Source organism: Sulfurimonas sp. (genome assembly GCF_029027585.1).
GTDB lineage: Bacteria > Campylobacterota > Campylobacteria > Campylobacterales > Sulfurimonadaceae > Sulfurimonas.
In genome coordinates, this window is sequence record NZ_CP093397.1 from 857,430 (window position 1) to 871,712 (window position 14,283).

16 protein-coding genes are annotated in these 14,283 nt (G+C 31.5%); 11 read left to right on the forward strand and 5 right to left on the reverse strand.

The features are described 5' to 3' along the window. Window positions 1-972, reverse strand: coding sequence for a porphobilinogen synthase (gene hemB, locus MOV50_RS04450; protein WP_321779201.1), 972 nt, complete (start codon window positions 970-972; stop codon window positions 1-3). 109 nt (window positions 973-1,081) lie between these two features. On the opposite strand from hemB, the gene ribA reads away from it, so the two are divergent. Next, the gene (ribA, locus tag MOV50_RS04455) at window positions 1,082-1,645 is read left to right on the forward strand and encodes a GTP cyclohydrolase II (RefSeq protein ID WP_321779202.1); all 564 of its coding nucleotides are present in this window, start codon (window positions 1,082-1,084) and stop codon (window positions 1,643-1,645) included. Here ribA and MOV50_RS04460 read toward each other — a convergent pair. Beyond that, window positions 1,642-2,085 (reverse strand): hypothetical protein, encoded by a 444-nt coding sequence (locus tag MOV50_RS04460; protein WP_321779203.1) that lies wholly within the window; start codon window positions 2,083-2,085, stop codon window positions 1,642-1,644. The two genes, ribA and MOV50_RS04460, sit on opposite strands and share 4 nt — an antisense overlap. 89 nt (window positions 2,086-2,174) lie before the next feature. Between MOV50_RS04460 and MOV50_RS04465 the strand changes: the two genes are divergently transcribed. From MOV50_RS04465 to MOV50_RS04485, 5 genes are read left to right on the forward strand one after another with little or no spacing between them, the layout of a single operon-like run. Further along, window positions 2,175-2,726, forward strand: a complete 552-nt coding sequence (locus MOV50_RS04465) for a PAS domain-containing protein (RefSeq protein ID WP_321779204.1) — start codon at window positions 2,175-2,177, stop codon at window positions 2,724-2,726. A 15-nt stretch (window positions 2,727-2,741) separates the two neighbouring features. Next, window positions 2,742-3,323: a 16S rRNA (guanine(527)-N(7))-methyltransferase RsmG gene (gene rsmG, locus MOV50_RS04470; protein WP_321779205.1), complete on the forward strand. Its 582-nt coding sequence runs from the start codon at window positions 2,742-2,744 to the stop codon at window positions 3,321-3,323. Continuing rightward, window positions 3,323-3,553: a PP0621 family protein gene (locus MOV50_RS04475; RefSeq protein WP_321779206.1), complete on the forward strand. Its 231-nt coding sequence runs from the start codon at window positions 3,323-3,325 to the stop codon at window positions 3,551-3,553. Before rsmG ends, MOV50_RS04475 begins: the two co-directional genes overlap by 1 nt. Next, window positions 3,553-3,945, forward strand: coding sequence for a hypothetical protein (locus MOV50_RS04480; RefSeq protein WP_321779207.1), 393 nt, complete (start codon window positions 3,553-3,555; stop codon window positions 3,943-3,945). Before MOV50_RS04475 ends, MOV50_RS04480 begins: the two co-directional genes overlap by 1 nt. A 1-nt stretch (window position 3,946) precedes the next feature. Next, window positions 3,947-4,462 (forward strand): C40 family peptidase, encoded by a 516-nt coding sequence (locus tag MOV50_RS04485; protein WP_321779208.1) that lies wholly within the window; start codon window positions 3,947-3,949, stop codon window positions 4,460-4,462. Here the strand turns inward: MOV50_RS04485 and MOV50_RS04490 are convergent. Further along, on the reverse strand, window positions 4,459-5,460 hold the full coding sequence (locus tag MOV50_RS04490) for an alanine racemase (protein WP_321779209.1): 1,002 nt from the start codon (window positions 5,458-5,460) through the stop codon (window positions 4,459-4,461). The two genes, MOV50_RS04485 and MOV50_RS04490, sit on opposite strands and share 4 nt — an antisense overlap. Before the next feature lie 16 nt (window positions 5,461-5,476). Here MOV50_RS04490 and MOV50_RS04495 point away from each other — a divergent pair, with 16 nt between their 5' ends. Then, window positions 5,477-6,472, forward strand: coding sequence for an agmatine deiminase family protein (locus MOV50_RS04495; RefSeq protein ID WP_321779210.1), 996 nt, complete (start codon window positions 5,477-5,479; stop codon window positions 6,470-6,472). Here the strand turns inward: MOV50_RS04495 and MOV50_RS04500 are convergent. Continuing rightward, window positions 6,422-6,586: a hypothetical protein gene (locus MOV50_RS04500; RefSeq protein WP_321779211.1), complete on the reverse strand. Its 165-nt coding sequence runs from the start codon at window positions 6,584-6,586 to the stop codon at window positions 6,422-6,424. The genes MOV50_RS04495 and MOV50_RS04500 overlap by 51 nt on opposite strands. A gap of 82 nt (window positions 6,587-6,668) precedes the next feature. Between MOV50_RS04500 and MOV50_RS04505 the strand changes: the two genes are divergently transcribed. Genes MOV50_RS04505 through MOV50_RS04520 form a run of 4 tightly spaced genes read left to right on the forward strand, consistent with a single transcriptional unit; the run spans window position 6,669 to window position 13,501 of the window. Continuing rightward, window positions 6,669-8,660 carry a TonB-dependent receptor gene (locus tag MOV50_RS04505; protein ID WP_321779212.1) on the forward strand — a complete coding sequence of 664 codons (1,992 nt, stop codon included), beginning with the start codon at window positions 6,669-6,671 and terminating at the stop codon, window positions 8,658-8,660. Window positions 8,661-8,696: 36 nt separating this feature from the next. Beyond that, the gene (gene ispG, locus MOV50_RS04510) at window positions 8,697-9,758 is read left to right on the forward strand and encodes a flavodoxin-dependent (E)-4-hydroxy-3-methylbut-2-enyl-diphosphate synthase (RefSeq protein WP_321779213.1); all 1,062 of its coding nucleotides are present in this window, start codon (window positions 8,697-8,699) and stop codon (window positions 9,756-9,758) included. After that, window positions 9,758-12,238: a replicative DNA helicase gene (gene dnaB / locus MOV50_RS04515; protein ID WP_321779214.1), complete on the forward strand. Its 2,481-nt coding sequence runs from the start codon at window positions 9,758-9,760 to the stop codon at window positions 12,236-12,238. Before ispG ends, dnaB begins: the two co-directional genes overlap by 1 nt. Further along, window positions 12,239-13,501 carry a ComEC/Rec2 family competence protein gene (locus tag MOV50_RS04520; RefSeq protein ID WP_321779215.1) on the forward strand — a complete coding sequence of 421 codons (1,263 nt, stop codon included), beginning with the start codon at window positions 12,239-12,241 and terminating at the stop codon, window positions 13,499-13,501. On the opposite strand, the gene MOV50_RS04525 is transcribed toward MOV50_RS04520, so the two are convergent. Continuing rightward, complete coding sequence (locus MOV50_RS04525; protein ID WP_321779216.1) at window positions 13,448-14,281, reverse strand: YihY family inner membrane protein; 834 nt, start codon at window positions 14,279-14,281, stop codon at window positions 13,448-13,450. The genes MOV50_RS04520 and MOV50_RS04525 overlap by 54 nt on opposite strands. Window positions 14,282-14,283 lie beyond the last annotated feature (2 nt).

Genomic DNA, 14,283 nt, shown 5'->3' on the forward strand with positions numbered 1-14,283 from the left:
TTACTTTTGAAGCATTTTAGCAACTTCTTTTGCATGATAAGAAATAATTATATCTGCTCCTGCTCTTTTAAAAGAAATCATAGTTTCCATAACAACTCTTTCATAATCTATTAAGTCATTTAAACCTGCGATTTTTAACATTGCGTATTCGCCACTTACATTATAAACTGCCATAGGAAGGGAAGTATTGTCTTTGATTTCACGAACTATGTCTAAGTAAGCAAGAGCAGGTTTAACCATAAGTATATCTGCTCCCTGCGCCTCATCTGAAATGGATTCATTTATAGCTTCTCGTCTGTTTGCTGGATCCATTTGATAAGAAGCTCTATCACCAAAAGATGGAGTAGATTCTGCAACATCTCTAAATGGTCCGTAATATCCAGATGCAAACTTTGTAGAGTATGCCATGATTGGTAAATTCTCATAACCATTAGCATCTAGCGCAGCTCTAAGTGTTTGTATAATTCCATCCATCATTCCTGAAGGTGCTATCATATCTACTCCAGCTTTTGCGTGTATAAGAGCTTGCTGTGCTGATATTTCTAAAGTTGCGTCATTATTTACTGTTTCGTTTTTAGCATCTATAATTCCACAATGTCCATGGTCTGTATATTCACAAAAACAAAGGTCTGTAACAACAAACATTTCAGGATGTTCTTTTTTTATGGCACGAATAGCAGATGCTATGATTCCGTGTTCACAAAGAGAATCAGAACCAATAGAATCTTTTACATCAGGAATACCAAATAAAATAATAGAGTAGAGTCCTAACTTTTTTAACTCTCCACACTCTTTTAAAATTTCATCTAAACTCATCTGAAATACCCCAGGCATAGATGCTACTTCTGTTTTAATATTTTCACCTGAACGAACAAAAAGTGGATAAATAAAGTCATTTACACTAACACTTGTTTCTCTTACTAAGGCACGAAGATGATTATTTAAACGAGTTCTACGAAATCTTTGAAACATAATAAACCTTTTTTAGCTATAATTTTGAAAATTTATTTTATCGTTTTAACCCAGATTATGCAAGAAGTCTATTCATAGTTGGGTTTAATGTTAAGTTAGGGTACATTAATTGAATATAGAGATTTCACAGATAGCAAACCTACCATCAAAATTTGGTAACTTCAAAGTAAAAGCCTTTAAAGAAGGAGAAAAAGAGCATCTTGTAATATACAAAGATAACTTAGACGAAGTTCCAATAGTTAGAGTTCATTCAGAGTGTTTAACCGGAGATGCCATAGGAAGTTTAAAGTGTGACTGCGGAGAACAACTCCAATTCGCGCTTAAACTAGCAAATAAAACAAACGGTATGGTTATTTATTTGCGTCAAGAAGGACGAAATATAGGTCTCTTAAACAAAATAAATGCTTATGCTCTTCAAGATGATGGACTAAATACAGTAGAAGCAAACCATCAACTAGGCTTTCGTACTGATGAAAGAACCTATGAAGTGGTTACATTTATTTTACATCATTTTGGCATAAAAAAGATAAAACTACTTACAAATAATCCAGATAAAATAAGTTCAATTAGTGATATTGAAATTGTAAAAAGAGTACCTATCATTATAGAGTCAAACACCCATAATGAAGATTATTTAAATGTAAAAAAAGATGAACTTGGGCATCTACTTTAGCTAAATTTAGACTCCGCTAAAGCACTAAGTCTTCGCTCAGAAGAATCTATGGTCTTTATAAGTTCTTTTGTAATGCCTTTTAGTTCCCTGTGGTAACTTTTTGCTTTTTCTAGTTCCATTCCTGTTACCTTAGAACTTCCAAATGCATTTTGAAAAAAACCTTTCTTTTGTTTTTGAAAAAAAATATCAAATGTTTTTACAAATTCTTCATGCCATCTTACATGAAGTGTTTCTATCTTATCGTAAAAAAGTGAGCCCAATATACATCTTATGTTTTCATTTTTTAAATAAAACCACTCTCCAAAAACATAGGCTGTTTGCAAAGCTGCTGTTGGAATTTTGATGTCTGAACCGTCCATAGCAATTTCTAGTTTTTCCATCTGTTCTTCATAGGCTTTTTTAGCGTTTTGAAATGATTCTATTGTCTTTACTTTGTCCATATGTACACACTTAATTAATTTTATTCTTATTATTACATAATTTTATTAAAAAAAGTATATAATAATCTAAATTTTTCAGGAGTCTTGTTTTGAAACGCCCTATACCCACGAATAATGAAGTAAATTTTAGTACAAAAAAATATTTAATCTCTAAAACTGACGAAAAAGGAATCATTATAGAAGTTAATGATTACTTTAGCAAAGTTTCTGGTTATAAAGAATCTGAACTTTTAGATCAAGAACATAACATCATTAGACATCCAGATATGCCAAAAGCAATATTTAAAATGATGTGGAATAGACTTAGTAAAGGTAAAAGTATCACTAGCATTATAAAAAATCTAACAAAAGATGGACATTATTACTGGGTTGTTGCAGAATTTGAAATAAAAAGAGACCATAAAACAAATAATATTATTGCTTATACCTCGTTTCAAAGAGTACCTCCTCAAAAAGCGATAGACAAAATGACTCTTATTTATAAAAAACTTCTTGAAATAGAAAAAAAAGATGGTGTTAGTGATTCTTTAAAATATTTTCTAGGATTTTTAGATAGAAATAAAATAAACTATGATGAATTTATAAAAGAATTAGTTGAAGAAGGTGGTTTTTTTAAATCACTATCAAGTATGTTTTCATAATCTCAAGGCAATAAATTGAATCTAAAAACAACTCTACAAAAAGACAATATACAACTACCTGATGACTTTTTTTATAATATTCAAAAATACAAAGAACATCTTTTTAAATGGAATAAAATTCATAATTTGACTGGTGCAAAAGATGAAGAAACCATAGATGCTTTTATCTACGATGCCATTTTTCCTCTTAGTTTTTTAAAAGAAACAAAAACTCTTTTAGACATTGGGACAGGGGCTGGATTTCCTGGTATGATACTCGCATTTGGTATGCCAAACACGGAGGTCACCTTAGTAGAGCCTTTAAAAAAAAGAGCTAGTTTTTTACAATTTATAAAAGCTGACTTAGGTCTTAAAAATGTTAGGGTTGTTAAAAAAAGAGTCCAAGACATGCCAAGTAAAATCTTTTCTCTTGTAACTTCAAGAGCAGTAACTGACACAAAAATGTTACTTAATTTGAGTAAAAACTTTAGAGATGAAAACTCAAAGCTTCTTTTTTATAAGGGAGAAAAAGTTTATGATGAGATTGATGAGAGTATCAAACATAAAATCATAAAAACTAAGAATAGACACTATTTACTAATTGGAGAAGATATATAATGATATTGAAATTTTTACTTGTTGTTGGGGTTATTGCCTTTGTTTACTTTGTTTTTATAAAGAAAAAACCTGCTGTATCTCATAGTAAAAAAGGTACTCAACATAAAGAAAGAAAACCTAGTAATGAGCTGGTAGAGTGTGTTGAATGTGGCATCTATTGTGAACTTGATGATACAATTTTAAGTAGCAATAAATACTATTGCTCAAAAGAGTGTGTGGAGAAATCATAATGCTAATATATGGACACAGATTTATACAAAATGATTCGTTTTACCATGTTACAAACATAGATGCTATTTCTAAAACACCTCCAAACTCAACCATATATCTTGATTTTAGTGAAGATAATTTAGAAACTATAAATCATGCAACAACAAACGGAATTATTTTAGCACTAGGCATTAATGATATAACTCAACTAATCTATGCTTCATCTTTAGATGCTAGTTTTATAGTAATACCCAAAGAGTTAGCAAAAACAGCTCAAAATATTGCAAATAACTACCTTTTTGATGCAAAAATTTTAGTTCATGTCTTAGATGAAAATGAGATTGAAGAATTAGCTATAATTGGTGTAGATGGTGTTATCTTTTCAAATGCTATTATTAAAATAAACTCTTGAGATGTTTCATCTTTTACTTTTAGCATCTATACTCATTCTTTTTAGTGGCTGTTCCTCAAGAACACTAAGACAACACTCATATCAAGAAACTTCTTCAAAATCTCAAAAAAATTATGCTCCACCAAAATACAAACCTAAAAAACAAAATTGGATAACAACTGCTCTTTACCATGAATATAAAAAATGGTATCGAACCCCTTATAAATATGGTGGTATGAATAAATATGGACTTGATTGTTCTTCTCTTATTCAAATCGTTTACAGAGATGCTTTTAATATAAGACTACCTAGAACTACAAAAAACCAAGTGAAAAAAGGTTATTTAATTAGTAAAAATTCTACAAAAGAGGGAGATTTAGTATTTTTTAAAATAGGTTATAACTCAAGACACGCTGGTATAGTTATAGAAAAAGGCAAGTTTATGCACGCTTCACAAAAAAATGGGGTTAGCATCTCTAGTTTAAGTAACCCTTACTGGAAAAGTAGATACTGGCAAAGTCGAAGAATTTTACCTTAAACTATCTCTCTTTTTAAATCCGCTTTTAGAGATGTTAATATTTCATAAGATATAGTTCCAACTAACGGAGCAACAACTCGTGCATCATTAAAAATTAAAAGTTTTTCATCTTCACTTATAAATGAACTGTTATCCATCGATATTCTTCCAACTAACTCTTTTGCATCTGGAGTTGTAAAGTTGTTTGAGAGTGTTCTAAAAAATCCATCTGCATAACCAAAGTTATAGTTTGAAACGGTACAATCTTTTTGAACAGTTTTAGTTCCACCGTAACCAATTTTTTGACCTTTTTTTACATTTCGTGAAGATATTTTATCTGCGTGTAAAGAAAGAACAGGTAATAGTTTTTCATTTGCATCTAGACAACCATAAGCAGCGATGCCAACTCTTGCCATATCTTCATCAAAATCTGAAGTTCTAAGTATAGATGCTGAGTTTGCAGAGTGAAATCTAAGTGGCTCAAAACCAAACTCAGTAGCTAACTCTTTTGCCTGATATTTAATCTTTTTAAAGTTACTATTTTGCCAAAACCATTCACTACTTAACTCATCAGCACTTCTATGATGCATAAAAATTGCTTCTAAATTAAGCCCTGCCTCTTTGATTTTTAAAAATGCTTCTCTTAGTTCACTCATATCGATGCCATTTCTATGCATTCCTGTGTCAACTTTCAACTCTACTTTTGTCCCTTTTGTAAACTTTTGTATTGAATTAATATCGTTAATGGTATATCTCATTTTTTCATTTGCTCGTGAAGGATAATCTGCTAAAACTAAGATATACTCAAAAAACTTCTCTATTTTTTTTGCTTCTATCTCGGAGCGGACAACTGCTTTTTTTATGCCATACTTTTGAGCTAAAAGAGCAATCTCAAGAAGTCCATGTCCATAAGCGTTATCTTTTAAAACTATCGCTACTTTATCTTTGCTTTTAGTCTGATTTGTGATAATATCAAGGTTATTAAAAAAATTGTTTTTATTTAAAGTTATGTAAGCCATAAAGGAATTATACACTATGAAACGCCTAATCGCAGAATTTGAAGAACAAAGTTTTATTCAAGTAATATTTCCTCATAAAAAAACTGATTGGTTAGAGTATTTAGATGAGGTGCAAAACACTTTTATAAACATCATCAACGCAATTATAAAATACCAAAAATGTTTAGTTATTTGTGAAAATATCAAAGCTGTAAAAGAGCTTTTTAGTAAAAACAGTAATCTTCATTTTGTAGAATATGAAAGCGATGATACTTGGGCGAGGGATTGTTCTGCTATATCTATCATAGATGCTAATGAAATAAAACTACTTAACTTTACATTTAATGCTTGGGGCGAGAAATTTGACTATAAAAAAGATGACCTTTTAACTTCTTATCTAAAAAAACATTACAAAGCTCAGATGCAAACAATAGACTTTGTTTTAGAAGGTGGAGCGATTGAGAGTAATGGAGATGAGCTGATTCTTACAACTTCTGCTTGTATGTTAAACAAAAATAGAAATCCAAAGTTAAGCAAAAATGAAATAACACAAAAACTAAAAAAAGAGTTTGGAGCAAATGAAATTTTATACTTAAATCATGGCTATTTAGCAGGAGATGATACAGACTCTCATATAGATACACTTGCAAGATTTGTAGATGCTAGAACCATTATGTATGTTAAATGTGAAGATGCGAATGATGAACACTTTGTAGAGTTGAAAAAGATGGAAGATGAACTTAAAGAATTTGCATCTAGACTCAAACTTAACTTAATCGCACTTCCAATGACAGATGCAATATATGAAAATAAAAAAAGATTACCCGCAACTTATGCAAATTTTCTCTTTATAAATGGTGCTGTTTTAGTTCCTACTTATGGAGTCGAACAAGACACAGATGCTTTAGAGATTTTCAAAAATACCTTTAAAAACAGAGAAATCATTGGTATTGATTGCTCTACTCTCATTAAACAACGAGGTTCACTTCACTGCGTCACTATGAACTTCGCTAGTGGCATTCACCTCAACTAAAGAAGCTTTTTCTTCTTTATCTAGCATTGCTGAACCACTCATTATTAAATAGGTCGCAAGACCAAAACTTAGGGCTATTAAAACTACTCTTTTTACTTTTTGTATTTTACTCATGCGCAATAGTATAAAAAATTAATTAACACTTTCGTAACGCTATTTTTATATCATTACAAAATTTAAATTTTAAGGTTTTTAGATGAATAAAATTATACCTCTTTCATTAGTTGCTATTGTTTCTATTTATGCAGGTGAAGTACAACTCACTCCAATAAATATAGAATCAACTGTCATAACTCAAGTTAGCCAAAATGCTCAAGTATCAGCAGATTTAGCTCAAGCACTAAGTACAAGCGTACCAAGTATAGATATGAACCGCCGTAGTGGTATCGCAAATGATGTTTATATTCGCGGTCAAAAAAGAGATAATATCTCTGTTGAAGTTGATGGAACAAAAGTTTGTGGAGCATGTCCAAACAGAATGGATCCGCCTGTTTCTCATGTTCTTGCAAATCAAATCGAAACAATAGAGGTCATAGAAGGTCCTTATGATGTTGAGACTTTTGGTACTATGAGTGGTGGTATAAAAATAAAAACAAAAGCTCCTACACAAAAACTTCATGGTGAAGTAAACTTTGGTTATGGAAGTTTTAACTATACAAAAGTTGGTGTAACTATAAGTGGAGGAAATGATATTATCAGAGTTTTAGTGAGCGGTTCTAGTGAGTCAAGTGACCAGTACAAAGATGGTAATGGAGATACTCTTTCACAACAGACTAAAAAGAATGCTTCAGTAAATGGAAATAAATATCAAACTAAATATGAAGATATGAGAGCGTATAAAAAAGATTCTATTATGTCTAAAGCTTTCATCACTACTGCACAAGATCAAGAACTTCGTCTGAGTTACACTGCTAACAGAAGTAGCGATGTTTTATATCCAAATACTCCAATGGATGCTATTAGAGATGATTCAAATATATACAGCGTAGAGTACAATGTGGATAAAGTAAATGATATATATCAGAATATTAATTTACAATATTACTACTCTGATGTTGATCATCCAATGAGTACAGAGTATAGAAATGCAGGCTTAGGAGGTATGACAAATACTACTAACCATATGAAGACTACTATGCAAGGTATAAAACTTAAAAATACATTTGACATCGCTAATCATAAGCTTTTAGTTGGTTTAGATGCAAGTAATAGAACTTGGAAAGGTCATTATATTAATAACAATACAGGAGCTACTAAAGGAACTAGCATCGCGGAGACTGATACTACAAATATGGCAGTTTTTGCAAAAGTAGAAAAAGCTTATGGTGCTTTTAATGTTTCTTTTGGTGCTAGATATGACTCAACTGAGATAAAATCAGATGATGCTAATGGCGATACTCAAAACTACTCAGCACTAAATGCAAATATTTTTACTGCATATAACCTAAACAAAGACAATAAACTATTTATAGGTTTTGGTCAAGCTTCTCGTGTTCCAGATGCTAGAGAATTATACTTTAGAAAAGGTCCAAACCAAGTTGGTACTCCTGAGCTAAAACAGACAACAAATAGAGAAGTTGACTTTGGATATGAAACTGACAACGATACATTTAAACTAAAAATTAAAGGTTTTTACTCAATGCTTAGTGACTATATCTACTACCAAAAACAAGCAAATAATGTAGCAGTTACTAAAAACAACTTTAACAACATAGATGCAACAGTTTATGGAGCAGAGTTAAGTGCTTCTGTTTATGCGACTGATTCTGTAACTGTAGATGCAGGTGTATCATACAAAAGAGGTGAAAAAGATAAAGCATTAGCAGGACAAACTGATAAAGACTTATCAGATATGGCACCACTTAGAGGAAATATAGCTCTTAATTATGAGTATAAAAACAACTCAATCGCAACTGTTGAAGTACAAGCTTCTGATACATGGAGTAATTATGACTCTGACAACGGTGAGCAAGAGTTAGGTTCATGGGCGATACTTAACTTAAAAATAAAACATGCTATAAATAAAAACTTTGATTTTACTCTTGGTGTAAATAATCTATTTGATGAAACTTATGCACAGAGTAATACTTATGCTGATTTAACTCTAGTAGCTGGCGGAGCAACAGATATTATGCTTCTTAATGAACCAGGAAGGTACATATATACTAACCTAACTTTTAAGTTCTAAAGCACTCTCTTATATCAAAAAAGATAAAATCTTTTTATGATAAATAGAGTTAAAACTAAAAAAATATTTGTAGGTGATGTTGGTGTTGGTGGCGATGCCCCAATATCAACTCAGTCTATGACTTACTCAAAAACTGCTGACATAGCATCTACGGTTGAGCAGATAAAAAGACTTCACTTTGCAGGTTGTGACATCGTTCGTTGTGCTGTTCCTGACATGGAAGATGCTCTTGCCTTAAAAAGTATAAAAGAGCAAATAGACCTCCCTCTTGTTGCAGATATCCACTTTAACCATAAATACGCTCTAATCGCTGCTGAAGTTGTTGACTGCATCCGAATAAATCCTGGAAATATTGGCTCAAAAGAAAAAGTAAAAGAAGTTGTAAAAGCTTGTCAAGCTAGAAATATTCCAATTCGCATCGGTGTTAATGCAGGAAGTTTAGAAAAAGAATTTTTAAACAAGTATGGACAAACAGCCCAAGGCATGGTTGCATCTGCTGAGTACAATATCAAATATTTAGAAGACTTAGGTTTTAGCGATATAAAAATCTCACTAAAAGCTAGTGATGTACAAAGAACAGTAGATGCGTACAGAATGCTAAGACCTAAAAATCACTACCCTTTTCATCTTGGAGTTACAGAAGCTGGAACTCTTTTTCATGCAACTGTAAAAAGTGCTATCGGACTTGGAACACTTTTACTAGATGGCATCGGAGATACTATGAGAGTATCTATCACAGGGGAACTTGAAGAAGAAATAAATGTAACTCGTGCAATTCTAAAAGATAGTGGAGCGATGCCAGATGGTCTTAACATCATTTCTTGTCCAACTTGTGGTCGAATCGAAGCTGACTTAGTAAGTGCTGTTGCTGAGATAGAAAAAAGAACTGCACACATAAAAGCACCACTAAATGTTTCAGTAATGGGATGCGTAGTAAATGCCATCGGAGAAGCCGCTCACGCTGATGTAGCCATAGCTTATGGAAAAGGCAAAGGTCTTGTCATGGTAAAAGGCGAAGTTGTTGCAAATCTAAATGAAAGTGAACTTGTTGATAGATTTGTGAGTGAAATTGAAAATATGGCTAAGGAAGTAGAATAATGCAAGACAACCTATATAACTTAGCATTTGAGAGAAGTATTTTAAGCTCAATAGTGTTTGAACCTCAGCAGTTTGATGAGTTAAGTGTAGCCTTAAATGAAGAAGATTTTTATCTTCCTGCGCATAAAGATATATTTTTAGCCATGACTGCTCTTATGCAAAAAGACCAACCTATTGATGAAGAGTTTATAAAAAAAGAACTCATAAAAATCAAAAAATTTGATGAACAAGTTATGCTTGAGATTTTGTCTGCAAACCCTATCTCAAACACAAAAGCTTATGTTGATGAGATAAAAGATAAGTCTTTAAAGCGTCACCTGCTCACACTTACAACAGAGATAAAAAGAGTTACCGTTGAAGAAGAACTTCCATCTGCTGAAGTTATTGATATTGTAGAGAAAAAACTTTATGAGATAACTCAAGACAACCAAACAAGTGATTTTAAAGACTCTCCTCAAATGACATTTGACACAATGGCATACATACAAGAGATGAAAGATAGAGGAAATAGTGTTCTTGTAGGAGTAGATACAGGCTTTCATGAACTAAACAAAATGACAACAGGTTTTGGTAAAGGTGACTTAGTTATCATCGCTGCAAGACCTGCGATGGGGAAATGTCTTGGTCTTGGAACAAAAATAGTGATGTTTGATGGGACTCTTAAAAATGTAGAAGATATAAAAGTTGGTGACCAGATAATGGGTAATGATTCAACACCTAGAAATGTACTTTCACTTGCTCGTGGACGGGAAAAAATGTACTGGGTACGGCAAAATAAGGGGATAGACTATAGAGTAAATGAATCACATATATTATCTCTAAAAAGAAGTCGTAACGAAGGTAAGCATAAACATGGAGATGTATTAAATATATCCATAAAAGATTACAACAAAAAGTCAAATAAATTTCATACAAACTACAAAGGCTATAAAGTTGGCATCGAATTTAAAAAACAAAAACTTGACATCGATCCTTATTTTTTAGGTCTTTGGCTTGGTGATGGAACAAGTTCAAATGTTTCCATTGCAACAATGGACAGCGAAATCATTGAGTACCTTAGTCAATATGCAAACGAGCTAAACTTACAACTATCAGAGCAAACTCCTAAAGACAAATGTCCTATGTACAGTATAACATCAGGTCAAAGAGGTGTATCTAAATACAAAGATATATCCTTACAAAAAAAGTTAAGAGATTTAGGTGTTTTAAATAATAAGCATATCCCACATAACTATATACAAAATTCACAGAAAAATAGACTTAAACTTTTAGCAGGTTTACTAGATAGCGATGGTTACTATGATGCTAAATTTAATGTATTTGAGATAGTTCAAAAAGATGAACGATTATCGCATCAGATAAAATATCTTGCAGACTCTCTTGGCTTTCGAGTTTCTTTAAAAACAAAAAAAGCAAGAATCAAAAAAATAAATTATGAATGTGATGTTTATCGTCTTCGTATTGTTGGTGATTTAGACAAAATTCCAACAAAAATCTCAAGAAAAAAAGCAAGAAAACTACTTGCAAAAAGAGATGTTCAACATACTGGTATAAATGTAGAGTATGATAAAGTAGATGATTATTACGGATTTACAATTGATGGAAACCATCTTTTCTTACTAGAAGATATGACAGTTACACATAACACCTCATTTGTGCTTAACACAGTAAATTCTCTTATAACTCAGGGTAAAGGTGTGGCATTTTTTTCTTTAGAGATGCCAGCAGAACAACTTATGTTAAGACTTCTTAGTATTCAAACATCTATACCTCTTACCCAACTGCGTCTTGGTGATATGAACGATGAACAATGGAGTTCACTGCATGGTGCGATAGATAAAATGAATAGTGCCAAACTATTTGTTGATGACCAAGGAAGTATAAATATAAATCAACTTCGTTCTAAACTAAGAAAACTTAAAAATCAGCACCCAGAAATAGAAATAGCAGTCATTGATTATTTACAAATTATGAGTGGTGTCGGAACACAAGACAGACATTTACAAGTTTCTGAAATATCTCGTGGCTTAAAAATGCTCGCTCGTGAGTTAGACATGCCAATAGTCGCACTTTCTCAACTTAACCGTACTCTTGAGGCTAGAAATGATAAACGACCTATGCTGAGCGATATTCGTGAGTCTGGTTCTATTGAGCAAGATGCAGATATTATTCTTTTTGTTTATCGTGATGATGTTTATCTTTATAAAGAAGAAAAAGAGCGAGAAAAAGCTGCTAAAAATGATGGTAAAGAGTTTATATCTGAATATATAGAAAAAGATGAAGAAGATGCAGAAATTATCATCGGAAAACAAAGAAATGGTCCAACAGGACATGTGAAACTTGTTTTTCAGAAAAAACTTACTCGCTTTGTCGATGCTCCTAAATTCTCAGCAGGAGTTGAAACAAGCTATGAAAATATTGATACTCGTTCTGCAAATATCGATATTGGAAATAACTCCATTTCAATGCCCCCTCTTTAGATGCGTCTAGAGAGAGTTGAACTTTTTACAAAAAAAGAGTTCCTCTCCTTTTTACTTTTTTGCCTTTTTATTTTCACCTATTCTCTTCTCATAGACTACAAAAACTATAAACAACTAACTCGTTTTGACTCTGCCCTAGTTAACGCCACTGTTTTAAAGCAATACTCAAAAACAAAAGGTAAAAAAGAGTATCAAATATTAAAACTCAAAACTGATCATGGCTCTATTTTTTATACAAGTGCAAGAAAAAAATTTCAAGAAGTTAAAGGAAAAAAACTACATCTTGAAATCTATCCAAAAGAGTTAAATTTTCACCAATACCTTACAAGTTTTTATGCCTTTAGTAAAGTTTTGTTCATAGATAAAAAACAAACTTTAAAACAAAAACTCAACTCCTTCATAGCATCTAAACATAAAGATGAAAATATAACAAAGATTTATCAAGCCTTATTTACTGCCTCCTCGCTAAGTAAAAACTTACAAACTACTTTTTCAACTCTTGGAGTATCACACCTTTTAGCTATAAGTGGTTTTCATTTAGGAGTTTTAAGTGCCCTACTCTTTTTCTTATTTCGCCCTATTTATACTTTTTTTCAAAATAGATATTTTCCCTATACAAACTCAAAAACTCATCTATTTTTACTTGTCGTTTCTTTTTTATTTTCATATCTTTTATTTTTAGATTCGCCACCCTCTTTACTTCGCTCTTTTGTTATGCTACTTATTGGTTTCATACTTTATGACAGAGGTATAAAAATAATCTCGATGCAAACCTTAGCTTTAACAATTATTTTAATCTTATCTTTTGCACCAAAACTTTTTTTCGCACTCGGTTTTTGGCTATCTGTAAGTGGTGTATTTTATATCTTTTTATTTCTTATTCACTTTAAGCATCTAAACAAAATTTTACAGTTTGTCTTAGTTCCATTTTGGGTGTATCTTATGATGTTACCATTATCTCTATCTATCTTTGGAAGTTTTAGCATCTATCATCCACTATCCATTTTATGGACAACACTCTTTAGTATTTTTTATCCACTTAGTATTGTTTTGCATCTTGTTGGCTTTGGAGATTTGTTTGATGGCTTGTTAAACTCTTTTTTACTTTTGCAACAAAATCAAACTACTATAAAACTTGACTATTTATATCTTGTTTTATTTGTATTTATTTCAATTTTAAGTATTTTTAAAAAGAGTATTATTTGGCTCTTACTTAGTTTTGCTCTGCTTATTTTCATATACGCGATTTATCATGTAACATAGCTTCAAGCCATAAATGAAAATAATCCAAGAAACATAAATCCATAAAAATAAAAACATCATAATAGCAAACGAACCATACATAGTTGTATATGATTTATTGTAAAAAACATACTCTATAAAAGCATTTTTTGAAATACTAAATACGATAGCAATGATAAAAGAGCTAATCAAAGATGCTCTTGGATTTATCTTTGTATTTGCTGCAATTTGAAAAATAAGAAAAAACAACGCCCAAATGATAATATAAGGAACAAGAGGAAGAATATTTATGCCAGATGTAATCTCATTTGACTCTATAACAACAGCTAATTTTGCGGTTATATAAAAAGACGCACCTAATGCAATAGGGGTTAGAGTTAACATAGTCCAGTAAGTTGTAACTGACTCCCAAAGTGTTCTTTGTTTTGCATGAAAAATCTTGTTTGCTATAAACTCAAAGTTCTTAAAAAACAAAAGTGAAGCAACTAAAATCATCACAAGACCGATAACCCCCATCTTTGCAGAGTTTTTCAAAAAACCATCTATATGCCCCATAACAGCTTCAGAATTTACAGGCATAAGATTTGAGAATATAAATGTTTTTATACTCTCATAATGTTCTGCAAAACTTGGCAGAGAAGTTAAAAGTGTAAGCATTATAAGAAGTAGCGGGATAATAGTAAAAATAGTATAGTAACTAAGACTTGCAGCAAAAAGAGTTAGTTCTTTATCTATAAATGTGCTAAGAAAAAACTTTGTATGTCTGTAAATATAGTTTAGTTTTTCTCTGTTTTCACTCATAT